The following is a 23,228-nucleotide window of genomic DNA, read 5'->3' as shown; positions in this document are numbered from 1 at the left end:
CAATCGACAGGGGTTTCACAAGCCCGGGTCCAGCAAGCCGCCCGCAGCCGCCTTGCCGACGCGCATCCGCTGGGCATCGGGCATCGGTTGGCGGAGATAGACCATCAGGTCGGTGAGCGCCGCCGACAGCGGATGCGTGATGAACATGCCGCCGACTCCCGCCGCCGTTTGCGCGGTGAGGATCGCGCGTTCGGCACAGGCGGTGACGATCATGCGCGCGGCGGCAACGTGATCGACGAACCCCGGCTGCCCCCAAGCGGCGGCTGCGGTCCTGATTGCGGCAGCGGCCGATTCGGCGGCGGTATAGAGTTCGGCCAGCCGCCCCGCCTGGTGCGGATCTTCGGCACGCTCGGTGGTGAGCAGATGGTCGCGCACATGGTCGAACAGCGCCGCGACGCCGCCGGCGTGACACGCGACGAAGCGAAGCGCACCGCCGCTGAAGAAGGGCTCGCGGGCGTAATCGCCGGGATCGCCGACGAAACCGAAGCTGGCCGGCGGTGCGCCGTCCCACCGAACGACGTGCGATTCGGACCGTTGCATGCCCACCACATGCCACCGCGATCGGTCGATCGCCGGCCGCGACGCCGCGAGATCGATCAACACCAGCCGATTGCCGTCGACGGTGTCGGCGCCGGCTAGCGCGTGGGTCAGCACACCGGCGCCCGAGGCGAAGCTCTTGCCGCCGTGCAGTGTCCCGTCGACGATGTGCAGCGGCTCGCCGGGGAGGGCCGCATTCCATACGCCGAAGATCCCGCTCCGTGCCGCTGCGGCTTCGGCGCCCTGCACAATCGCTGGGTCGTAGCGGGCGATGATCTGCAGCGCATCGACATGGCCTTCGAACAATCGCGCCAGCGGCAGGTCGCGGCGGGCGATCGCATGCAGCATCCGCAGCAACGCCAGCAGATCCTCGGGCGTCGCGGGATCGCCGCGCACCGGCAGCAAGCGATGCAACGCCGCCAGCGCTGCGGGAAGCTGATGGATCGAATCCGCTTCATAGCGCGCCAAGACAGCGCCGAGCGATGTGGGGTCGGTCATGCAGCCAGCACCTGATCGGGCACGCATAGCCGCGCCAAGGCCGCTTCGGCATCGGCGAGGGGAACCTGCCGCTCGCCGCCCGGCACGTCGGGAACGACGCGAGTCGCGAACGCCTGCGCGTTTTCTACGTCGGCGGCAACCCGGTCGATGTGCGCGACTTCGCACGCGAGCAGCACCGCGAGCGCAAGTCGGGCGGCGGCCATATTGTCCCATGCGTGTCGCGCCGCGGCGTATCGGCGATAGCGCCAGGCGGCGTCCTCGGGATGCGCGACTAGGGGTTCGCCGCCATCGGCATCGAGTCGGCGGAGATGCTCGGCCAGCCCGCCCACCGCGCGCCCGTCGCGCCGTGCCGAGGTCCGGACGCGGATCGCGGCGTCGTGCCTGACACGCAGCCCTGCGCGATGCGCCGCATCGATGATGTGGCCGTCTTCGCCATGCCCGATCGGGGCGAAGCCACCGAGCGCGCGATAGGCGTCGGCGCGAAAGGCCAGGCTGGCGGCGCTTGTGTAATGATGCGTCTTTGCCGCCTCCCACGGCACCGGATCGAAGGCACGCCGCAACGCATAGAGCGCATCGTAATATGCCTCGAGGCGGTCCTGCGTCGGGCAGGCCTCGCCGCCGATGCGCTCGATCGAACCGGTGGCAATGTCTGCGATATCGAGCGCAGCGCGATTGGCCGACAACCATCGCGGGTCGGGCACTGTATCGGCGTCGGTAGAGATGATCAGCGGATGCTCGCCGTTTACCGCCGAGAGGCCGATTTCCATCGCTTTTCGCCGCGCGAGCCCCGCATTCGGCGCTTCGGAAAATGTCGTCGCGATAATTGTGTCGAACGGCAACAAGGTTGCGCGTGAACGGACGATCGCTTCGCTGGCATCAGTGCAGCTGTCAAGCAGCAGACAAAGCTTGAAAGCAAGGGTATCTCGTTGCGCTGCAAGCGCGTCAAGCAGCCGCGGCAGCAACGCCGCTTCGTTTCTGGCGGGGACGCAGACTGCAATAGACACTGCTGGGCGCAAGTTCAGGTTGGCCTCCAAATTAGCCTAAATGCCACAATAGTGAATGGCATCGCTTCCATATAGGCGGGATGCGCCAGCGTTCAGGGTTTGCTGCGTGCTAAGTACCTGCTTTGCCCCGCTACCCGCTCAGCAGACTGCCAACGATAGAAGGAGGGGCGGATTGAACGAAGCGACGCGCGGTTGGTAGTGGGCAGGGCGTCACCAGCACGCCGTGCTGCGGTATGCTGGTGACGTCAGCTGAGACCTAAACTCTTTTACGGGCCCGCTTCGGCGCTGCCGCGGCTTCGGTATCCTCTTCTTCGTCCGGTGCGTCTTCACCGGCTTCCGTGAGAGCCTCGCCAAGATTCTTCAACTTTTCCTGCGACTTTTCAGCCTTGTCCGCGATCTTCGTCGTTGCCGTGCCGAGACGGTGCAGCAGCGCATGGACTCGATCTGCGTCCGGCTCATTTTTTTCCAGCTGCTTACGCAGCGATCCAAGGTCGCGTAGGATACCTTTAGTGCCTGGAATGTCGATCTCAGCGAGCGCGGCTTCCCAGTCCTCCACCATGTCTGCACCTTTGGCGGGATTGGTGTCTTCCAGACCGCGATTAATCGCATTCATCGTCCCGGCGAATTTGACTGCCATGTTTGTGTCCTTTCTCGGACCAGGCGAATGCCGGCGGTGGTTAACGAAGCGAGTGCAAAAAGATGTCCGATCTTCGTGCGATATTTTTCGGCGCTAGTGCGGAAACGTTCTTTTGGCAGGTTATCTTGGACATCGTGCTGTATCAGTCTTGTTATCTGCGTGAACGAGCGGCCGTTTGAAGGGAGTCGCCAAGCCGGTATGAACGGCTGAAAATGGGTCAGAGGCACGAGGAATATCGTCAAGGCGGCGGCGATCACCGCAGCTGACTATCCTTGCTGCCTCGCCGATTAAACGCCGCAGCCAGTGGTCGATCGCGACCGCTCTGACACCTCACGCAGGTGCGCACCCCGGGTATCGCACGGCGGCGACCCTCGGGAATGTCGTCGCCGCAGATTGTGCAAAACGGCTCACTCTCTCCGCTCGGTATATTCGCCCGGGCCGCCAGCACCGCGTCAGCCACGGTGTCGTCGATTTGATCCTGAATCGCGCCATCACGCGTCCAACCGCCGGCCATCTGCGTCTCCTTCCGAAGCTATATGGGAAGCAGCGGGCATCGGTGCCATCGCGGTGAGACGCTCGAATTTGTCCGCACCCATCTGGCGGCGTGAACAGGTCCTTCCAGACGCCAGTCTTCAACGGCGGTTACACGCTGACAGGCTGTGTAGAATAGCCATACCGTGCAGGCTCTTACGTGCTTGGCTTCGGTTTCCGCGGTTTGGGTGTCGGCAGCCCTGCCGCTGTGATCTGCAGCAGGGCACCTAGCCACCGGGCATCGTCCCAGCGATCAGCCTCGACTAGTAGGTGCAGCTTGGCTCCTGGATACGGCGGAGCTTCCGATACGGGCTCGGCATGGAGGCGAACGGCTTCACGTAGAGCTGATCGTCGCAAACCGACCCGATCATCTTACCGTCGATATAGACGCTGTACTCGCCAAACATTGGCTTGGTCGACACTGTACCGGCGGCGGTCGCCTGTTCGAGCAAGTAATCGACTGTGCGTTGCTGCGTTGCCATACCGCGAACCTAGGGTCGGGACTCATAACCACCAGGTGACGGCTGCCACGAGGTAGATTGCGCCGAGGAAGTTGGTGGCAAGTTTGTCGTAGCGGGTGGCGATGCGCCGATAATCCTTGAGGCGGCAGAACATGCGCTCGATAGCGTTCCTGCCTTTGTAGAGCGTGCGGGAGAAGCAGCTTTTCCAGCGCCGGTTCACCTTGGAGGGGATGTTGGGCACGGCACCCTGGCGCTCGATCAGGTCGCGGATCGCATTGCTGTCATACGCCTTGTCGGCCAGCACGATGGTGCGTGGCGCGAGATCGTTGAGCAGGACATCAGCAGCACGGCAGTCGGCGACGTTACCGCCGGTCAGCAGGAAGCGGAGCGGGCGGCCTTGACCGTCGGTGAGCGCGTGGAGCTTGCTGTTGCGACCGCCTCTGCTGATCCCGATTGCCTGGACGAGCGCCCCCCTTTTCCGCCGCCCGCCGAGCGGTGGGCCTTCATATGCGTGCTGTCGATCAGGACTTCGGCGGGCGGTCCACCCGCTGCCGCCAGCGTGACGAACATCTCTTGCCAGACGCCTTTCGCCGCCCACCGCACGAACCGGTTGTAGAGCGTCTTTCTCGGACCGTAGCAGGCCGGTGCATCGACCCAGCGCCCGCCCGATTTGACCACATGGATGATGCCGCTGATCACCCGTCGGTCATCTACCCGCGCAACACCGCGCACCTTGTCCGGCAACAATGGCCGAAGCCGCTCGAACTGCTCCTCGCTCAACCAGAACTCGCTCAAATCCACGCTCCTGCTGTTGCCGAGCCTGAATCACATTCGCGCCCCAAAGGGTATCCGATTTATGGGTCCCGACCCTAGCAGACGAGCGTCGTCAGGAGGAACGAAGGGATCACCTTCTGCGTCGAAGACCGGAATGAACGGGCGGCCGCTTTCGGGGAGTATCAAGGTGCCGCTGAGTCACCAGGTATGGGTCAGCTCCGACGCGAAGCCGGCGGCAGCTCTCGACACAGTGGCCCAAAGCGGACGAGAAGCGGTGCCCTGCGTGGAAAGCCAAAGCAGCCGAGCTACCATGCGGTTGGTTGATACGAGTAACGGGATCAGGTTTGCCGTCACCGACCATTTTGTCATATGAACGCTGTCATGTTCACCGCGACCAAATTAGACGGGCGCAGCAGCGACGAGTGGGAGCTCATTCGGTCAATCCGGCTCTCGCCGATCGCCTCAATCGTCACAGATGCGAGGGCTGACGACAATCCGATCATAGCGGCCAACCGGCAATTCGAGCAGCTTACCAGATATTCGGAAAGTGAACTCGTCGGTCGCAACTGCCGCATTCTTGCCGGGCCGGAAACCCAGCGAGCACACTCCGCGGCGCTTGCCCACGCAGTCGCCACAGCCGCGCCGGTCGTGCTTAAGCTCCTCAACTATCGCAAGAACGGCAGCAAGTTCCTGAACGCCGTGATGATTGCTCCTGTCTTCGACGATCAAGCTGAACTGGCTTACTTCGTTGGCAGCCAAATGGAGGTAGCTGCCGGTCAGGGTGATCTCCTTCGCGCTTCGGCCGCGGCCCGGGTTGATCAGCTGACACGGCAGCAGCAGGCCGTTCTGCGCCTGATGGCAAAAGGCATGCGCAATCGGCAGATCGGCGAGCACCTGGGCCTAACCGAGAAGACCATCAAGATGCACCGTGGCGGGCTGGTTAAGCGCTTGGGCGTATCCAGCACCGTTGAAGCCATGCGGCTTGCGATCGAAGCTGGGTTCTAGTTGGACGCGCGCCTCTCGGAACAAGAGGCGATTCCTGTTGCGCGAGGGTTCCGGCTCGGTATGGACTTTGGTCCATGTTTGTAGGCCAGGGCGCTAGCGCAGGATCAGATCTTGAACACAGTTGACACCAATAAGCAGCCTCCAGCCGAGACGTTTCAGCTGCTCGTGGATGCTGTGACGGACTACGCGATCTACATGCTGGATCCCGATGGCAGCATCGTGACCTGGAACACGGGAGCAGAGCGCTTCAAGGGGTATTCGGCAAACGAGATCATTGGTGAGCATTTCTCTAGGTTCTTCTCCCATGAGGATCGAGAAGCGGGCGTGCCGGCCCATGCTCTGGCCACGGCGGCGCGCGAACGCCGTTTCGAAGCCGAAGGCTGGCGAATCAGGAAGGATGGCAGTCGTTTTTGGGCGCATGCCATTCTGGATGCTATCTACGGCGAAGATGGATCGCTCAGAGGCTTCGCAAAGATCACCCGCGACATCACCGAGCGAAAGGAGCGCGAGCGGGCGCTGCGCGACAGCGAACGGCGATTCCAGCTGCTTGTCGGCTCGGTCGAAGATTACGCCATCTACATGCTGGACCTGGAGGGTCGCGTGACCACTTGGAACGCTGGCGCCCGCCGCTTCAAGGGATACGAGGCCGACGAGATCATTGGTCGGCATTTTTCAACGTTCTTCCTGCCGGACGACCAACGGGGCGGCTTGCCCGCACACATCTTGAAGACCGCCGCGGAGCAGAAGCGGTTCGAGATGGAAGGTTGGCGGCTCCGCAAGGATGGGGCGACGTTCCTCGCTCATGTGATCGTGGATGCCGTTCATGATGAGGACGGATCGCTGATCGGCTTCGCCAAGATCACTCGAGACATAACCGAAAAGCGGCGTCTCGAGCAGGCCACCTATGACAGTGCGCTTCAACTCAAGATGCTGGTCGAGGGGGTGCGGGACTACGCCATCTACATGCTCGACCGGCATGGCCGGATCGCGAGCTGGAACTCGGGGGCCCAAACCATAAAGGGGTACGAGGAAGGAGAGGTGCTCGGGCAGCATTTCTCCCTCTTCTACACCGAAGAAGATCGCGAGCGGGGAGCTCCGGACATCGCTTTGGAAACGTCCCTGCGGGCTGGAAAGTTCGAAGCGGAAGCTCAGCGGGTTCGGAAGGACGGCTCGCTGTTCTGGGCGCACGTGCTGATCGACCCGATTTACAATGATGCGGGCGAGCATGTGGGCTTTGCCAAGATCACCCGCGACATAAGCGAGAAAAAGCAAGCGGAGCAGGAGCTGCGCCGTACGCAAGAGGCGCTTCTTCAGTCCCAGAAGCTGCAGGCGCTTGGCGAGCTTGCCGGCGGTATTGCCCACGACTTTAACAACCTGATGACAGTTATGCGTGGCTCAACGGACTTCTTGCTGAAGCAGCCGGACCTGCCACTTGAGAAGCGCAACCGCTATCTGAGCGTCATGCTGGAGACGGCTGAGCGCGCGGCTAGTCTGACCTCCCAGCTGCTTGCCTTCGCCCGCCGTCAGCCGCTCGAACCTGAGGTCATCGACCTCAACGTCCGGCTTGATGCCATGGGGGAGATGCTCGAGCGCACGCTGGGAAGCCTTTACGACCTTCAACTCGACCTTACCCCGGCACTATGGCCCGTGGAGATCGATCTGACTGGCCTTGAAGCAGCATTGCTGAACGCGGTTCTCAATGCCCGCGATGCGATGCCCAGGGGCGGCCGGATTACGATTTCGACCACAAATGCCACGCGAGAACAGGGTGATGGGGTCATCTTGTCGATTCGAGATACCGGCGAAGGGATTGCGCCTGAAACGCTCAAGCGCGTGTTCGAGCCCTTTTTCACCACGAAGCCGACCGGCAAAGGCACTGGACTCGGTCTCTCGCAGATCCACGGCTACGCAGTGCAATCGGGCGGATCGGCTCGCATCGAGTCTGACGTAGGCTACGGCACACTGGTGGAGCTATGGCTGCCCCGAACCGAAAAGCAGCGCGAGAACGAGTACGCTCTTGCGCGTGACGCCGTGCTCCCGAAAGGCCTTAGAGTTCTTCTTGTAGAAGACAGTGAACATGTTCGCTACTTCGCGCGCCAGCTGCTTGAGGATCTCGGCTGCAAGGTAGTTGAGGCGTCCGACGGGGAGGAGGCGCTCCGGTTGATCGAAGAACACGAGGTTGACCTTGTGTTCTCCGATATCGTCATGCCCGGTATGAGCGGGCTTGAACTGGCCACTCAGATAAAGGAGTCGCGCAATGACCTCCCTATCCTGCTCGCCAGCGGCTACAGCAGCAAGCAATTCATCCCCATCAACGAGCGCGCGTTTCCGATATTGCGCAAGCCGTATAAGCTCGAGAATTTGGCCGCCGGCATCAACCAGTTGGTCAACGTGTCCCTATTCACGCGACCGGATACGGAGCCATCTTGACGCGACCGGCCCGAATCCTTTTTGAAACAACACCAGCGCTCTGGGTGCGGCACAGCAATTCTTACCATCTTGCCGCCTTGTAACGAACCGGCAGCAACGTCCCTATTTAAGCTGTTCCGAGCGCCAGTCTAAGCTGGCCGGAGCGTTCGTTTCAATCTGATGAACGAGCTGCCGGTTTCGGGTGCCGCCCTGACGGTGCTGAATGACCGACAGTGGTCATGCCGGCATAGGGGGAACACCCGCATCTGTCAGAAGTCTTTGCGCTCAAGCGTCAACCGCGGATCGTTGCAGAAGCCGCATTCGGGGCCGGTGAAGCGGGCTTCGGCCGCCTTTTTACCTTTCAGCTTCCAGTCAAGCCATGCCGTCACAACCTCTGCGCCGACGCCGCCGTGCGGCCGCATATAGGTGCCGCCGTGGCCGACCGGGATGTTCACCATTGCCGCCGGGATGTTCTCGAGCCGCCGGTAATCATCGGTGCCGTTGGGATAGGCGATGTCGGTCGGGCCGCCGAGGAGGTAGAGGATCGATCCGTGCAGCGTCTTAAGCAGCGCCTTGTCCGATACCACGCCGCTTAACGGGTTGGTACCGTCGGGAAAAAAGCCGCTGTTCATGATGACCGACGTCGTGACCCGCGGGTCGTGCGCGGCGGTCAGCGCCTGCAACCCGCCGCAGCTCCAACCTGAGGCTGCGATCCTGTCGGTCGCGATCCGGCCTGCGAACGGGCTGCCGGCGCGATTGTTCTCGCGCTGTGCCCAGTCGATCGCATCGATGAGCAGGCGCGTTTCGGTTTCGGTCGTCAGCTTCGCACCGGGCCGAGGCGGAGCGGGGGCCGGGGCCGCTGGAGCGGCAGCGCGCGGGATCGTACCCGACGCGATCACGAGATAGCCGCGCGACGCGATCTCGAGCAGATGGTTGCGCGAGCTGGTGCCGTCGGCGCTGCATCCGCCATTGCCGAACACATAGATCGGCAGTCTGTCCGAGCGCGCCGGCGCAAGATCGCGGGGGCGATAGATGACGTGGTTCGGAAGGTCGGCCCGCTCCTCGAAGATCGCGGGATAGGGACCGCTACCGCGTTCCACTTCCTGGCTTTGGACGATCGAACCGATCGATGCCGCTGCAACGGCCAGCGCAAAACGCCCGATATGCATGCAATAGTCTCCCAACCTTTCGCACGTCTTGTATGAGTATTGACGCGGTGGATAGCCGCTTTTACGCTTTGCTTGCTGAACGCCCGAAACGAGGCGGTTATAGGAGAGCAAGACATGGCCGGACCGCTCATAGACCGTCGGCGTGCACTGATCGCGTCGATGGTGGCAGGCGCCGGCCTGGCGCTGCCTCCCGCGCGTGCGCAAAGCGTCCAGCCATCGCCGCGCGGCCCCGCGCGGGGCGGCACGACGCCGCACCGCGCGATTGCCAAGACGCGATATGGTCCGGTGCGCGGCTATGTCGCCGGCGACGTGTTCACCTTCAAGGGCATCCCCTATGGCCAGGATACCGGCGGGGAAAATCGCTGGCTGCCCGCCAAGCCGCCAAAGGCCTGGACCGAGCCGTACAACGCGCTCGTCTATGGCGCGAACAGCCCACAAACGACGCATAATTTCCGCACGGTCGAGCATACGTTCCTGCAGCAATGGGACGACGGCTTCCAGGGCGAGGACATGCTCAAGCTCAACGTCGGGACGCCATCGCTGAGCGGCAATCGCCCGGTGATGGTGTATTTCCACGGCGGCGGCTTTGCCTTCGGATCGTCGTACGAGCTGGCCTCGCACGACGGTGCGCAGATGGCACGGCATCACGACGTGGTGCAGGTGTCGATCAACCATCGCCTGAACGTGCTGGGGTTCCTCGACCTCGTCGAGGTGGGTGGTTCAGCCTATGAAGAATCCGTCAATGTCAGCATGACCGATTGCGTTGCGGCGCTCCGCTGGGTGCAGGAAAACATCGCATCGTTCGGCGGGGATCCCGACAGAGTGATGATCTATGGGCAGTCGGGCGGCGGCTCGAAGGTCACCACGCTGCTCGGCATGCGATCGGGCAAGGGGCTGATCCACCGCGCGGCGGCGCAGTCGGGTGGCGGCGGGGCGCTGCCGACGGCGCAGCAGTCGCGCGAATATTCGCGGCGGCTGGTCAAGCATCTCGGCATCGCCGCCAACGACATCGCGGCGCTCCAGAAGATCACATGGGCCGATCTCTCGGCCGCAAGCAACACCGTCGCCGGCGAGATCAACGGACCGATGCTGCGCAGCCTGGGCGGGCCGCCGCCAACGCCGCGGGTGGGCTGGGGGCCGACGCTCGACGGCAAGGTCATCGACGTCCGGTCGTTCGCCGATGTGGCGCCCGAGGTGTCGCGCGATGTGCCGATGCTGATCGGCAATACGAGCGAAGAAGGTATGCGATGGGGCTCGAACCCCGGCGAAGCCGAGTGGCGCAAGGACCTGACCGATCAACTCGGCGTGGCGAAGGCCGACGCGCTGATCACCTCGATGAAGAAAGCGCATCCCGAAAAGGCGGTTCGCACGCTGTCCTACGGGGTACAGAGCATCGCCTATCGCAACCGGGTGCAGGACATGGTGCGGCTCAAGCACGCGCAGGGCGGGGCACCGGTTTACCAATATTTGTTCCAGTGGCAGTCGCTGCAGCTCGATGGGCTGGCGGGTGCCTGGCATACCGCCGACCTGGCCTTTTGCTTCGACAACACCGCGCGCTGCGAACAGGGCACGGGCAATACCCCGAGGCGCAGCGGCTGGCGCGGACGATGGCCGGCGCCTGGGCCACCTTCGCGCGGACGGGCAATCCCAGCCAGCCGGGGCTGGACTGGAGCCCGAGCGAACCAGTGCGGTGCCAGACGATGGTGTTCGACGACAAATGCCGCATGGTCGACGATCCCGAGGGCGAATCGCGTCGGATAGTGTTGCGCGCTTGAGGACCAGCCCATGTTTTTTCCGGAGACTGCGATGCTCGCTCGACTGATGATCACCGCCGCGCTTGTGCTGCCAGGCACCGCGCAGGCGCAGCGCATCCCGGCCATTGTATCGATCGATACCGGACGGATTGCGGGGGTAGAGGCAGATGGCGTGCTCGCCTGGAAGGGTGTTCCGTTCGCCGCGCCGCCGATCGGGCCCTTGCGGTGGCGCGCGCCGCAACCTGCCGCGAAATGGAGCGGCGTGCGCGAGGCTAAGGCGTATAGCAGCGATTGCATGCAGGTCCCGTTCGGCGGCGATGCCGCGCCGCTCGGGACGACGCCCGCCGAAGATTGCCTCTATGCCAATGTCTGGAAGCCCGCGACTGCAAAGCGCAAGCTGCCCGTCATCGTCTGGATATATGGCGGCGGCTTCGTGAACGGTGGCGCCTCGCCTCCGACCTATTCGGGCGCCAACATGGCGCGGCAAGGGGTAGTGATCGTAAGCTTCAACTATCGCGTCGGGCGCTTCGGCAGCTTCGCGCTGCCGCAGCTGACGAGGGAAGACCCCGATGCCGGGCTGATCGGCAATTACGGCTTCCTCGATCAGATCGCTGCGCTCAAATGGGTCCAGCGTAACATCGCCGCGCTGGGCGGCGACCCGGCGAACGTAATGATCATCGGCGAAAGCGCCGGCGGCATGTCGGTCCATACTCTCGTCACCACGCCGCTGGCGACGGGCCTGTTCCACAAGGCGGTCGTGATGTCGGGGGGCAATGCCGAAACGCCTGCGTCCCCCGAGCTTGCCGACATCGAACGGATCTATACCGATTTTGCGCAAAGCCAGGGGATCGTAGCGCAGGACCCGCAAGCGCTGACCAAGCTGCGTGCGCTCACCGCCGACCAGGTTACCGACGGGCTGAGCATGGTGCAGTTGTTCCAACCAAAGCCAGGTCCCCGAACCTTCAGCGGCCCGTTCCGCGATGGTCGGATCGTCGTCGATCAGGACGCCGCCTACCGATCGGGGAACTTCACCAAGGTGCCGATGTTGATCGGCGCGACCAGCGCCGACATGGGCGGCAAGACCGGCTTCATGATTGCCGGCGCGCGCAGCGCCGCGGCCAAGATCGCGGCGCAAGGGGTGCCGGTATGGCATTATCGCTTCTCGTACGTGGCGGACTCGGTCGGCCAGCCCGGCGCCCAACACGCGAGCGAGATCCCGTTCTTCTTCGACACCACGGCGATCAAATATGGCGACAAGACCACGCCAAAGGACATCGCGATGGGCAAGACGATCAGCTCCTATATCGTCAATTTCGCCAAGGCGGGGGATCCGAACGGATCGGGCCTGGCGGCTTGGCCGCAATATCATGCGGCGTCGGATCGGGTGATGGATTTCACCGCTGCAGGAACCGCGGTTGCGGCGCGCGATCCGTGGGGTGCCGAAATCGACGCCCGTCAAAGGCAATCGGCTATGGCGGCGGGTGGACTTACGGCAGCGCCTGAATGAACGACCGCTTTGGGGAAGCGCGAAAGATGCTTTGAACTTCCGAGTGAGGGTCATGATGCCGCGTAGGCGCTGGTAACGTTCAGGTAGCTCTCAAGCGTAGAGACCTGCGAAGCGGGCACGGTGCCTCGCGACGTAGTCGCGGCGCGGGTGGAGCCGAGCGTCAGCCGGCAGGTGGACACGCTCGCCCGGTAGCGGGAACAGCCGGATGAGCTCGGAAGGGACCTGGTTATGCGACACCAGCAACCGGCACTCGTCATCGAGGCTGATGAGGTGACGGTCGAACAGCCAGTGCGCAGTTGCGGATAGGGCAATGCCGTTCTGTACGGCATCAGGTCCCCCGTCGGCTACGCTCCAGATATGGGCAGCCTGAGCCTCGGCTTTGCCGCCACCATTGACCATGCGCAGGCCAGTTACTGCACAACGGTTATCATAGGCGTCGAGGACGTGGCCGCGAAAGGCGGCGCTGCGAACCTTACGATTGATGAGCAGCTGCGCGACGCGCCGCTCGTTGGGCGGCAAGGCCAGCAATGCGGCGGTGGGAGCGTCGATGTGGCGCGAATCCAGCTCGAGTCTGATCGCGTGCTCGGGTGACAGCGTGTCGATCAACCCGCGGTTTACGATAGAGGCGAAGTCGGCATTGTCGATGGCCCGTACCGATCGACCCCGCAGCGCTCGACCAACAATAGCAGGATTGTCGAGCTCTCGCAGCATGCGCTCTGCGAAGCGCCCATCCTGATCTCGATACGGAACGGGGCGATCGAACTCGATGAAGTCGCTGATGCGGGCATAGAAGAGGGAGCGATCGGTGGGATCAGGGTCGATACTGTGCACCAGACCAGCCGCAACGTAGGCCTTCCGGCCACCGGCTGAGCCGGTCTCTCGGTAGACGATCCAGTCGCCGACGCATGCTTCAGCAGCCCGCAGGTAAACACGTGGAAAGTGGTAGCGCTCAGCTAGGAGGTCGTCGTAGCGCGACGCACCGCTGATTTCGAACACACCCTTCATCCAGAGATCGTGCAGCCATTCTCCTGGCGAAGCAATCAAGCTGTCCAGCATGGACGGAAATCGGCCGTGGCTCAGCGGAGCGCTGAACGGGTGACTGCTTTCGGGAAGCGGATGCTCCGCTCAACGTCGGGTATGCATCGGCATGGACGCTCTCCGGCCTTAGCTGTGCGGCGAACGGCGCCGGCTTATCCGGTTTGATCCAAAGGGGTCGCGGCCAAGGGTCGCGCCTACGTGACCCGCGACCAGGGCAATGAATTCTACACAGCTGCCCTTAGATTGGCGGTCAAACAACCCCTTTCCTACAACCAACCAGATAGGTACATATCGGGAACAAGGAGTCGCGTTATGTCTGTATTTGATCCCCCGATGTTGCTCGCGATCGCCGCGGTGATTTCGAGCGTCTCCAATCTCGTTTGGGCCCTTCGGCGTGGCACGAGCACGACCACGACGACGCCATCACTCGATGATCGGGGGCGGTGACGCAGCCGTTGCTCCTACTTTCCCGGGATCGTCGAAGGCGCAGGATCCGCCGGACGCGGGGACGTGCAGCCGATCTCGGTATCCAGACTTCCAAACGATGCTGTATTCGCCATCGGGAACAGAATGAACCGGCTACGAAGCACAACATGGGTTAGAGACACCCGACCGTCGCAATAGTTGAAGGTACGTGGCGTCGCCTGGTCGAAAACGAAGGCGCTGACCCGACCGTCTGCGAGCGCTACGACTTTCCAATAGCCTGATGGAACCCGTGCAAGCACCGGCCCGGCGGGCAGCGGCCCCATCAGCCGTTCGAACAAAGGTCCAGTGTAGATATAGACCGCGGTGTTCAGTCGTTGCGCTAGCGATCGCTCCTGTCCTTCCAGTGCGTTCCATGGACCTTGGTTCAAGGCTGAAGCCTGGGGCGTGATGTTCGACAGGATGTTGGTATCGGCGGCGAACGGCGTGCCGGAGAATGCAGCCAGCGGCGCTTGATGACCGCGGTCGGTCCGCAGTGCCTGGTTGGCGCCTTCGTACGCGTCCGGGGTCAACGTCTCATCGGTGGCAAGCGAAGGGTCGCTCCGCCAGCCGCGATCCGGCGACGGGCCGATCGAGGCGGGCGTCACGCGATAAGCGACCCAGTCGGCGAGCTTGGTAAGGTCATTGGACGAAAGCGTGTAGATCTCGCGCACTATGGTGTCGTTGGTGGCTGGTGCCCCCACAGGGCAGCCAAAAAGGCAGTGAAAGCTGTGCAGCTCACCGTCGCTCGCCAGCGCGGGGGCTGCACATATCGTAGCCGCAGCAATCAGGGCGGCACGCCCTAGCGTCTTCGCGCATCCTTGGATGCCAGCGTTCAGACGGATCATCGGGCTGTCGTAATAAAGGTCCATATCCGAGCTATATAGCGGGCTGGTGACGCCTGTGCGACGATCGCTGGAGACGCGAGGACCCATCATGAGCGACGACCAGGAACTGCCGGTCTACACCGCCGAAATGTTCGCATCGCCTACCGACGAATGCGACATCGTCATGAAAGGCGGGGTCACCAGCGGTATCGTCTATCCGTATGCTATTCTCGAGCTGGCTAGACGGTATCGGTTCCGCTCAATCGGCGGTACCTCTGCGGGTGCTATCGCGGCATCCCTGGCGGCAGCGGCCGAGTATGCCCGCACCGTACGCGGTGATCCTGCCGGCTTCGTACGCCTGCAACGCCACTGCGACGAATTACCTGAGCGCATGGCCGACCTGTTTCAGCCAGAACCACGCTACCGCCGCCTCCTGACGTATCTGCTCCGCGCCCAGAGCGGACGCAGCGTCTTCCGGCTCCTTGCAGGCTTGCCATCAGTTGCGCCCCTGCAAGCTACCTTCGGTACCGCCACCGGCGCTATCGCTATGTGGGCATTGCGCGCGGGACTGGCGGGCATCCTCCTCGGAGCATTTGTTGGGCTGATCGTCGGCCTCGTTGTCTATGCCCTACGCCTCGTTCGAACCCATCTGCCGCAAAGCGACTTCGGTGTTTGTCCGGGCACCGATCAGCCCAGCGGTAAGGGACCTGCGCTCACGAGCTGGCTTCATGCCGCAATCCAGGACATTGCGTTCGGCGAAGGCTGGCAGAGCAAGCCGCCACTGACCTTCGGGCACCTGCTGGAATCCAGTGCGGAGGGACAGATTGATCTACGGGTTATCACGACGAACCTTGGCATGGGGCGGCCGCACACACTTCCCACGCTTGGTATCACTGCTGCGTACAGCGACGCCGAATGGCGCCGGCTGTTCCCCAGCGACTTGTGCGATTGGATTGCTGGAACCGTTACTGAACCACCGCACATGTCAGGCCTGTCCAGCTTTCCATCGCCGAACGATCTGCCGGTGCTGGTTGCAGCCCGGATGAGCCTTTCCTTCCCGTTGCTGTTCGCAGCGGTGCCGGTCCACGTCCGCGATTTCGCCAATGCCGAGCTTCAGCGCGCAACTGGCGCTGCGCCGGTCATCCAGAACCGGCGTATCCTGTTTGCCGATGGCGGCATCAGTAGCAACTTCCCCATCCACCTGTTCGATGCCTTGCTGCCTGGCCGCCCAACTTTCGCGCTCAGTCTCGATGACCTGCCCCCTGGAACAGCGATCGGGAAACAGCGGGTGTTCATCCCGGCTACTGCTCGGCAGGGTTTCGGTCTGCCGGCACGTGAGACCGGGTCGCTCGGAGGGCTGTTCGGGTCCATCCTGAAGGCGGCGAAAGATTGGCAGGACCAGCTGCTGAGCACGATGCCGGGACAGCGCGAACGTATCGCCCACGTGATGCTTTCCTCTGACGAAGGCGGCCTTAACCTGGCCATGCCGCCGGAACGTGCGCGGGCGCTCATGCGCCGCGGCCTTGAGGTCGGCCGCCGGTTTGCTGACGGTGCACTAGATTTCGATGAGCACCGCTGGCGCCGGTCGCTGGTGGCCTATGACCAGCTCGCTCAGATGTCGGACACTGTCCAGCAAACTTGGACGAACGGGTTTGGTTTTTGGCTGCTGCGCTACCTGCCACGCCCGAAAAGCTATCGACGTCTCACAATGAACGATCGCAATCAGATCCATGAGCGTTTGGGTGCGGTGGCGGATCTGGGCGAGGCGTTTGAGCCGGAGATAAACGACGCGGACCGCAAGTTGCCGCGGCCGGTTGGGTTGTTGCGGGTCGGCCCGCGGTATTGAGCGGGTCGAGCATCAGATTGATAATATGGGCGCAAGCCACGCTAAGCGTAGCCGATCGCGCTGTTTACCCGTGTGTCGGCGGCCATCAGGTTCCACGGGTCGTCTCACCTTTACAGCGACCATGGCAGGCAGTGCTCGATGTCGAACGCGGTCGGCCTTAGCGATCGCGCCGTCCAGACGCATTCCATCCTGTGCCCGCAATAAATGGGTCGTTGTGCGAAATCCCGCTTGAGGGATGCGGTCCCTATTGGCTCTGCCCAAGCTAGCGCGGCTTCCGCCACGCCGGGGAGCAATCGCTAATTCTATTCGCGCTTGCCAGCGTACATCGCTTTCCATTCGTAGCCCGCCAAGAGGCGGGCAGGGTGGGTGGGCGTGAGCAAGCGTCGCGGTATCGGTAACGTACACCGCCCTCACCGAAAATGCCGCATCAATCTTGTGGCCCCTGCACCTGGATGGAATTGGATTGGCAGCGGTGAAAGTAATATTCGGCCTGTGATTCGTCATCCTTGCCCCAGCAAATCCCCGACATGAACAAGCTGTTGAGTAGTGTTGTGTGCCGCTCCATTTGTCCGTCTTCGTCGTTACGTGCGTTGGACCAAGCCGTCTCCGCGTCTTCGATCATTGCTGCTTCCGTAGCGGAAAAGTCGGTGTCGATAAGGCGGCCCGTCATACTAGCGGTCTCGTTGCCATTTAATGACACCGAGATAGTCGAAGTTCCCCGACTCAATGCCGTGGCCGTCAATGCGCTAAAGCTTGACGTTCTTGGTGGTGAGCCGAGTATCTGCAAAGTGGGACGACGACGCCGTATTGAGCAGGCTAGGGGCCGCTGTGCGTGTGGCGCGGCAGGGCCGTGGTCAGTCGCAGGAAGCGCTTGCTGACGCCGCTGGCATAGATCGATCGCACATGGGCAAGATCGAGCGCGGAGAGCGCAACGTCTCGATCCTCAACGTGGCCAGGATCGCAACCGCGCTGGGTGTGTTGCCGTCGGCGCTGCTAAGCGCGGCGGACCTCTAGTTCGCCTTCGAGGTAAAAGTGACGGAAGTTACTAAGTCGGTCGCGCGCTTTCGGGGTCTTTAATCGTCCACGTACGGGCTGAAGGCGCTCTTCCAGCCGTTGCGCAAATACTCACGGCTGTCGATGACGCCGAGCTCGCACGCTCGCCACAAAATGGTATCCACCGTTGCGGCGCGTAGCCCCGTTCCCCTGGCTAACCTTTCGCACAGCGCGTGCGTCGTAGAGCCTTCCGCTTTAGCCAGGCGGGCAACGTGGACATCGGGTTTTGCAGTATCCACGCCCAAATTTTTGGCCAGGTGGTATTGGGTCACGCTGCCGATCCAGGGGAGGGCACTGCAAAACGACAGCTTGTCGTTGGATGCGGCAAACCGCGCCATCAGCGGTTCGCGAGCATGCCATATCAAGTCAATGGCGACAGCTTTGCCCGGGTGCCCGAAAACGTCCGTGGCAGAGCCGCCCGATCGAAGGGCCTCGATGCATTTATTGTAGATCCCCAGCGCGACGCGCGCTTTCATCCCCGAGTTGCAAATCACGTAAATGGTAGCTTCGGCGAACGCCTCTGCATCCACCGGCGGCTGGATGCGCTCGGACCACTCAATGCTGTCACCGTATCCCGCAGCCCTGACAGCCGCTTCGATGCGGCGAAAGCGTTTGAGGGTAATCATGCCTCATCGCCTCCCGCGGCTGTTTCTCCGCCAGAGCGGACGGGGCATCAATATTCCTCCGCCAGCATGATGGTCATCACTCGAGCGGTTTGCGCAGCATCGGAGGGGTCGGGTGACGCCGCGTCCAACGCCATGTTGTAATAGTCGATCTTCCAGAAAACTTTTGCGCCGCCCTCTCGCAGCACACCCATGTCGTGCTCGCCATACGGATCGTTATCCGGCGTGAAATCATCGAACTCGACGATCTGGCGCAGGATGCTGGCGATGACCGCGGAGCCTAGCGCGCGAACACCCGGCGTAGTGGTGATGATGCCGGTTTGAGGGTTGCGGCGGAACGCGTCGTTCAGCCTTTGAACCTTGTGGGGGTCGACGGTGTTGTGGGTCTTGGACGCGCACGATTCCTCTTCTCTACCAGTCATGGCCGAGTTCCTTTTTTGCTAGCGGTGGTGGGGCAGTTAAAGGAGGCTGATGAGCCGACGCTGTGCGTCGCGATCGCCTTCGATGTAGCGTTCGGTGGTGGACAGCGCGCGGTGGCCGGCAAGCTCTTGAATATCGCGAAGCGACCCCCCGCTTTTTGCAAGCAGTCGCGCCGCGCGAGTGATGAACGTCCGCCGTCCGGAATGCGACGAGCACCCGTCAAGACCGTTGGCGGCGTACAGTTGGGCAAACCAGTTCACGATGCTGCGCGGGCGCATGTGAGAGCCCCGCTGCGACTGGATTACCGGGCCGACGAGGGGCTTGCCACCAGCTCGATGCAAAGCTTGCAGTGCGCGTCGCAGATCAGGGTGCATTGGTATCGCACGGCCGCGGCCATTCTTCGCGATGCTACCAGCCACCTGGATCTGTACGGCGAGTTTGCCATCTGGCCGGAGGACCATGGGCCAAGCTAGTCCTGCGATTTCACAAGCCCGCAAGCCCGCCTTTGCACTCAAGAGGATGATTACCTCATCACGCGTTGCGCGGGCCCCGCAACGGACATGGCGCAGCATACGACGCATATCGCTATCGCTCAGCACCCTTGCGGGCTGAGACATGTGATCTCCTTCGATGTGAGTAAAAGCTTTCGCAATTAAACAATAGCAAATGGATAGTAAGTTGTCAAGGGTTTATCAGCTTTGAAGAGTGAGGCGTTGTGAATCCACATCGGGGAGCGGATTATCGTATTCTATTGATATAAAATCGCGGACTTGCCAACCGTGTCAACTGTAAGGTCTACGTTGTATGGGATGAATTACCACTCACGCGAATATCTTTCTATTATTGATCGTAATTTCCATCAGCATTATTTCTACCGATTGTATTAATGAAGAGTCGTCGCTCGTAGAGATAAGCAAGCAGCCGCGACTAAGGGCGCCCGAATTCTAGATTTGCGGCAACTGTCAATGGGCGCGATTACCCTTTCGGAAGCAAAGGGCAGTCCAGTTTAAGGCCCTCTTGAGGGGCATGTATCCGCAGGATACATGCCGTTTGCCTATTATCAGACCCGTGCCGCATGAAAGCGGGCTTACCTTGGTCGCTCTCGGCAGGAGCAAAATAGCTATTCCACCGGGGCGCAGACGGCGGCGAGCTAGACCGGGTCTTCTCCGAAGAGATCTAGCTCACCGCGCTCAGGTTTGTCGTCGTCCCGCCCACCACCTTCGGGTCGCGCTGCCGACATCAACTGCGACGGGTAGGCCGCCACCATCTCAAGCGCCTCATCGATGGACGCCGACAGCCAGCGTGCCTCGTCAGGATCATGCAGGATCACCGGCATAGCCTTCGGGTGGATCGGCTCGACGATAGCGTTTGGCTCGGTGGTGAGGAACGCGAAGATGGCGCAATTCTCGGCTGGTCGCCAGATCCCCGCGAACGAGATGATCGGCCGTGACGGCACGTCGAACCACCACACCGGCTTCTTACCGGCTGGACCTGGCCCGTACTCGCTGAAGCTGGTCACCGGCACCAAGCAGCGTCGGGCCGGGTCGGCCAGCGCCGATCGCCAAAACGGCGACTGCAGGTTGCGGACGTTCGTCACCTTGCGGTCAAGCATTTTTGGCTTGCCGGTGACCGGGTCGACTCGCTTACCCGGCACCTTGTGCGGGAAGCCCCACAGCATCGCATCGAGCGCGATCGAGGCACCTTCGGATCGGACGACCCACGCCCGCCGATCAGGGAAAAGTTCAGACGGCGGTAGATTGTCAAACTCGACGTCCGCGAAGATACCGTAGCGTTCGAGCAGCGCCGCCCGCGAGGCTGTCATTCGGTATCTGTTGCACATCGGGCGAAGATCGCATGGCGGCGCTCTCGATACCAAAATCGCGCTAGCGTGATCATGACCGGCATCGATTATTTTGATGCATAGGAGCGACCATTTCGGCGATGATGTCGGCCACGCCTTGCCGCGCGTGCCACAACCACTGGGCTAGAAGGCGCGGCGACATCGAACCTTGTTGCCTGCCACCGTTTGCGGCCAACGATTCACGATTTTTATCGTTTTGTGTTATGCGACCCCCGTCGGATCAAGCGCGGCACTGGGCGTGTGAGCGCGCGAACCGTGAAGCCTTCGCGCGCGTTCACGATGCGTGGACTTGCACAATCATCAGCAGCTACGCAGACCCGCTAGCGCCACTTCAAGCGCTTTCCGAGTCGAGCGCGATGGTATTAGGAATAAAATGAAGACCGCCTTCGATAATGCCCGCGCTGCGCTAGCCTTTTTAGAGAGCCACAGACTGGAACCGTCGGTCGGTAATTATGCTCTAGCACTACAATATGTTGAGAACCGGCAATCTGATTTGGGACGGGCGATAGCGGCCGAAACTGATGGCGGGCTTCGGCTCACGCATGAGGCGGCCGATCGTTTGCAGGCGCAGTACGTACGCCGGGGTTCCGATTTTGTGACCCGGCAGCGTGAACAGGCAGTAACACGCCATGCTGAGGAGCTCGACTCGCTGACGGCTGATGCCCATGAATTGACCAGCGCATTGGAACGCGACGTCGGAACCATCGTGGCCCAATCTACCGATTGGCCCAAAGCTACGGGCGAGTTTGTCATTCGCCTATCAGAAGCTGAACGTGATTTGGCGGAGTTGCGCAGCGAATTCGCAAAATTCAAAGATCAAATTGGTAATGCGGACGTTCCCGCGAATGATCCAAACCGCGATGAAATGACCCAGGCCCTGAACCAGGGCGGCGCGCATCCGCTTCTTCAGCACCTTGCAAAATTTGAACGCGGTTACGTCCTGATCTTGTTCAGCCTCGACGCATTGCCGCTGTTAAACAATCGTTTTGGTCGTCCAGTCGGCGACAACGTACTGAACGCTCTTGCAGGTACCCTGCGCCAGGTTTTTACCCAACAGGAATTGATTCGTTGGGACGGAAACGAGTTTGTGGTTCTCATGAAAGACACAGCCCTCGTGGCTGCGCGCACTTTGACTGAGGAGGCGCTAGCGGCCATGGAGTCGCGGCGACTAAAGCTCCGTGGCAGTGGCGAAGGCATCGGCATCGTAACTGCGTCCGCCGGGCTGGCGGTTGGTCAAGGGGAAGACGCTACAACTGTGCTGGCTCGAGCTAGGGAGTTAGCTCTTTTGGCAGCAGCCTCAGGCGGAAATTGCTGCAAAGAATGATGGCGACCTCAATAAATCCGGATCGTGCAGGTTTGCCTGCCCCGTCAAGAAATGAGGCTTGCCCCTATGGCAGCCTCTAATCTTCCGAGCCGCGCGGAAGTTTGGAACGACAGCGTAAGAATACAGGGCCCAGGGGACGTCGATTATTTGCTGACCGCCGCCGCTGCCTTTGAAACTGCGTCACGCATCAACGACGCGGCGATCGACCTGCTCATGACGCAAGCGATGCCCATCAGATTGGCGCGGCCGCCCGAGCGCTAACCACCGGGGGCAACGAAGAGTAGCCGTTCGCCATCTCTGTCAAAAGGGCAGCCAGGTGTTGCCCGGCTGCCCTCATATTGGGGAGACATTCGTTCGTTACGCTGCGCTCGGCATTACCTCGCCGGCATGTCCCCGTTGTAGCGCGAACTAGTTAACGCATCCCCGATGCATTTGCCTCGATTAGAACTTGGGCGAACGCGACCGCGGCACGTTGACAGTCCACCCTAAGCCCGATCAGCGCTTGGCTGCCGCCGCCGGTACCCGTCCGGGTTCGCTCGCGACCTGCCCTGGCAAAGACTGGCTCCCACGAATGGCCTCGGGCTCGTCCCTCATCGCGATGATACCCAGACCGATTGCCCCAATCCCTATTATGAGGACGAGGGCGTAGAGGCACTTTGCCAACAAGCCGGGACGTTCCTTGCCGGTACCGCGCGATCGGCTCTTCGACGATTTGCCCCCGTTGCTCATCGCGCAGGCGAGCTTTCGATCAAGATCTGCTCAAACGCCGCCGGCACGAGCGGATAATCGAAGTCGACCCCAAGAGCGCCATTACGGCTCCACGTCACCCAGCCTGCCGGTCGGATACGTTCGTCGAAAACCACCTCGACAAACGACCCAACCGCAACGCGCTCATTTGTGACGAGCCCGCATCCGACCGGTGATAAATCGCGTACGGTTGCGGCGATTTGGTGGCGGGTGAGAGTAGCGATTCTCACACGCCGAAGCACTTTTCGACGCGCGAACCTGCGTTTATCCTCGGACGCATCAGGGCGTGCTTTTGCTGATCCGTAAGCCATATCGGGGTCGCAACGCGCCACCTCCGAAATGGACGCAAACTGGCGATCTACGCGTACAGAAGCGTACTAGCCGCTGATAGCCTGCACCGCTGGCAGCCTTCAGTCGTCGACCTTCTTGAGCGGATCGCGAACGTGGCCGGCGTTGCTGCTGTCGTCAAACTGAACAATTTCCTTCACACAGTTGGCCTAGGGCAGGGCGTCGCCTCGGCTGCGGACAGCAACCCGCCGGGGCGACTACCACCACGTCACCGCCGCTCTTCTTCCTGCTTCATGCCGGCCGCCCCGTGCGAGGAACTGACGCTCGAAAAAAGCCATCCCAGCGGTCCGCAGGCGCGCCCTGCAAGGCTCGCCACATATTTGATAACGTGTCCCCCGTATGGTCACCGACAAGCTGGCAAGAGATGCCGGCGGGAAGACAGGGTTGTAAGCG

22 protein-coding genes are annotated in these 23,228 nt (G+C 61.8%); 7 read left to right on the top strand and 15 right to left on the bottom strand.

What is annotated here, in order from left to right:
- Nucleotides 1-15: 15 nt before the first annotated feature.
- From OKW76_RS05385 to OKW76_RS05360, 6 genes are all read right to left on the bottom strand, one after another.
- Nucleotides 16-1,035, bottom strand: coding sequence for an acyl-CoA dehydrogenase (locus OKW76_RS05385; protein WP_265551803.1), 1,020 nt, complete (start codon nt 1,033-1,035; stop codon nt 16-18).
- Nucleotides 1,032-2,039, bottom strand: coding sequence for a glycosyltransferase (locus OKW76_RS05380; RefSeq protein ID WP_265551801.1), 1,008 nt, complete (start codon nt 2,037-2,039; stop codon nt 1,032-1,034). Before OKW76_RS05380 ends, OKW76_RS05385 begins: the two co-directional genes overlap by 4 nt.
- Nucleotides 2,040-2,295: 256 nt before the next feature.
- Entirely contained in the window at nt 2,296-2,676 is a 381-nt protein-coding gene (locus OKW76_RS05375; RefSeq protein WP_265551800.1) for a hypothetical protein, read from the bottom strand.
- Between the two features lie 253 nt (nt 2,677-2,929).
- On the bottom strand, nt 2,930-3,190 hold the full coding sequence (locus tag OKW76_RS05370; protein ID WP_265551799.1) for a DksA/TraR family C4-type zinc finger protein: 261 nt from the start codon (nt 3,188-3,190) through the stop codon (nt 2,930-2,932).
- Between the two features lie 280 nt (nt 3,191-3,470).
- Entirely contained in the window at nt 3,471-3,689 is a 219-nt protein-coding gene (locus OKW76_RS05365; protein WP_265551798.1) for a TfoX/Sxy family protein, read from the bottom strand.
- Nucleotides 3,690-3,711: 22 nt separating this feature from the next.
- Nucleotides 3,712-4,463, bottom strand: a protein-coding gene (locus OKW76_RS05360; protein ID WP_265551684.1) for an IS5 family transposase whose coding sequence is annotated in 2 segments (ribosomal slippage) — nt 3,712-4,151 and nt 4,151-4,463 — 753 coding nt in all. Because the reading frame shifts where the segments join, the coding sequence is not laid out codon by codon here.
- A gap of 348 nt (nt 4,464-4,811) precedes the next feature.
- On the opposite strand from OKW76_RS05360, the gene OKW76_RS05355 reads away from it, so the two are divergent.
- Both OKW76_RS05355 and OKW76_RS05350 read left to right on the top strand, forming a co-directional pair.
- A complete protein-coding gene (locus OKW76_RS05355; RefSeq protein ID WP_265551796.1) occupies nt 4,812-5,447 on the top strand; it encodes a LuxR C-terminal-related transcriptional regulator in 636 nt (211 codons plus the stop codon).
- A gap of 111 nt (nt 5,448-5,558) precedes the next feature.
- Nucleotides 5,559-7,877, top strand: a complete 2,319-nt coding sequence (locus OKW76_RS05350) for a PAS domain S-box protein (RefSeq protein ID WP_265551794.1) — start codon at nt 5,559-5,561, stop codon at nt 7,875-7,877.
- Nucleotides 7,878-8,125: 248 nt separating this feature from the next.
- Here the strand turns inward: OKW76_RS05350 and OKW76_RS05345 are convergent, their stop codons facing one another.
- Nucleotides 8,126-9,229, bottom strand: coding sequence for a hypothetical protein (locus tag OKW76_RS05345; RefSeq protein ID WP_265551793.1), 1,104 nt, complete (start codon nt 9,227-9,229; stop codon nt 8,126-8,128).
- Here OKW76_RS05345 and OKW76_RS05340 point away from each other — a divergent pair.
- Both OKW76_RS05340 and OKW76_RS05335 read left to right on the top strand, forming a co-directional pair.
- Nucleotides 9,185-10,786: a carboxylesterase/lipase family protein gene (locus tag OKW76_RS05340; protein ID WP_265551792.1), complete on the top strand. Its 1,602-nt coding sequence runs from the start codon at nt 9,185-9,187 to the stop codon at nt 10,784-10,786. The two genes, OKW76_RS05345 and OKW76_RS05340, sit on opposite strands and share 45 nt — an antisense overlap.
- Before the next feature lie 45 nt (nt 10,787-10,831).
- Nucleotides 10,832-12,286: a carboxylesterase/lipase family protein gene (locus OKW76_RS05335; RefSeq protein ID WP_265551790.1), complete on the top strand. Its 1,455-nt coding sequence runs from the start codon at nt 10,832-10,834 to the stop codon at nt 12,284-12,286.
- A 90-nt stretch (nt 12,287-12,376) separates the two neighbouring features.
- Here OKW76_RS05335 and OKW76_RS05330 read toward each other — a convergent pair whose 3' ends face one another.
- Together OKW76_RS05330 and OKW76_RS05325 are read right to left on the bottom strand one after the other, a co-directional pair.
- Complete coding sequence (locus OKW76_RS05330; RefSeq protein ID WP_265551788.1) at nt 12,377-13,342, bottom strand: HNH endonuclease; 966 nt, start codon at nt 13,340-13,342, stop codon at nt 12,377-12,379.
- 443 nt (nt 13,343-13,785) lie between these two features.
- Nucleotides 13,786-14,658 carry a DNA/RNA non-specific endonuclease gene (locus tag OKW76_RS05325; RefSeq protein ID WP_265551786.1) on the bottom strand — a complete coding sequence of 291 codons (873 nt, stop codon included), beginning with the start codon at nt 14,656-14,658 and terminating at the stop codon, nt 13,786-13,788.
- Nucleotides 14,659-14,722: 64 nt separating this feature from the next.
- Here OKW76_RS05325 and OKW76_RS05320 point away from each other — a divergent pair, with 64 nt between their 5' ends.
- Entirely contained in the window at nt 14,723-16,459 is a 1,737-nt protein-coding gene (locus tag OKW76_RS05320) for a patatin-like phospholipase family protein (RefSeq protein ID WP_265551784.1), read from the top strand.
- 427 nt (nt 16,460-16,886) lie between these two features.
- Here OKW76_RS05320 and OKW76_RS05315 read toward each other — a convergent pair whose 3' ends face one another.
- Complete coding sequence (locus tag OKW76_RS05315) at nt 16,887-17,129, bottom strand: hypothetical protein (protein ID WP_265551782.1); 243 nt, start codon at nt 17,127-17,129, stop codon at nt 16,887-16,889.
- 95 nt (nt 17,130-17,224) lie between these two features.
- Between OKW76_RS05315 and OKW76_RS05310 the strand changes: the two genes are divergently transcribed.
- Nucleotides 17,225-17,473 (top strand): helix-turn-helix transcriptional regulator, encoded by a 249-nt coding sequence (locus OKW76_RS05310; RefSeq protein ID WP_322740124.1) that lies wholly within the window; start codon nt 17,225-17,227, stop codon nt 17,471-17,473.
- A 59-nt stretch (nt 17,474-17,532) separates the two neighbouring features.
- Here OKW76_RS05310 and OKW76_RS05305 read toward each other — a convergent pair whose 3' ends face one another.
- The 4 genes from OKW76_RS05305 to OKW76_RS05290 all read right to left on the bottom strand — a co-directional run bounded on the left by OKW76_RS05305 (nt 17,533) and on the right by OKW76_RS05290 (nt 20,395).
- Nucleotides 17,533-18,138: a hypothetical protein gene (locus OKW76_RS05305; RefSeq protein ID WP_265551781.1), complete on the bottom strand. Its 606-nt coding sequence runs from the start codon at nt 18,136-18,138 to the stop codon at nt 17,533-17,535.
- Nucleotides 18,139-18,185: 47 nt separating this feature from the next.
- Nucleotides 18,186-18,557: a DUF3768 domain-containing protein gene (locus tag OKW76_RS05300; protein ID WP_265551779.1), complete on the bottom strand. Its 372-nt coding sequence runs from the start codon at nt 18,555-18,557 to the stop codon at nt 18,186-18,188.
- 36 nt (nt 18,558-18,593) lie between these two features.
- Nucleotides 18,594-19,172 (bottom strand): tyrosine-type recombinase/integrase, encoded by a 579-nt coding sequence (locus OKW76_RS05295; RefSeq protein WP_265551777.1) that lies wholly within the window; start codon nt 19,170-19,172, stop codon nt 18,594-18,596.
- A 533-nt stretch (nt 19,173-19,705) separates the two neighbouring features.
- Entirely contained in the window at nt 19,706-20,395 is a 690-nt protein-coding gene (locus OKW76_RS05290; protein ID WP_265551775.1) for an SOS response-associated peptidase, read from the bottom strand.
- Between the two features lie 394 nt (nt 20,396-20,789).
- Here OKW76_RS05290 and OKW76_RS05285 point away from each other — a divergent pair, with 394 nt between their 5' ends.
- Complete coding sequence (locus tag OKW76_RS05285; RefSeq protein ID WP_265551773.1) at nt 20,790-21,740, top strand: GGDEF domain-containing protein; 951 nt, start codon at nt 20,790-20,792, stop codon at nt 21,738-21,740.
- 725 nt (nt 21,741-22,465) lie between these two features.
- On the opposite strand, the gene OKW76_RS16200 is transcribed toward OKW76_RS05285, so the two are convergent.
- Entirely contained in the window at nt 22,466-22,798 is a 333-nt protein-coding gene (locus OKW76_RS16200) for a PilZ domain-containing protein (RefSeq protein WP_416221845.1), read from the bottom strand.
- Between the last annotated feature and the right edge of the window lie 430 nt (nt 22,799-23,228).

It is taken from the genome of Sphingomonas sp. S1-29 (genome assembly GCF_026167545.1).
Lineage (GTDB): Bacteria > Pseudomonadota > Alphaproteobacteria > Sphingomonadales > Sphingomonadaceae > Sphingomonas.
This window is presented reverse-complemented; position numbering and strand designations above follow the sequence as displayed.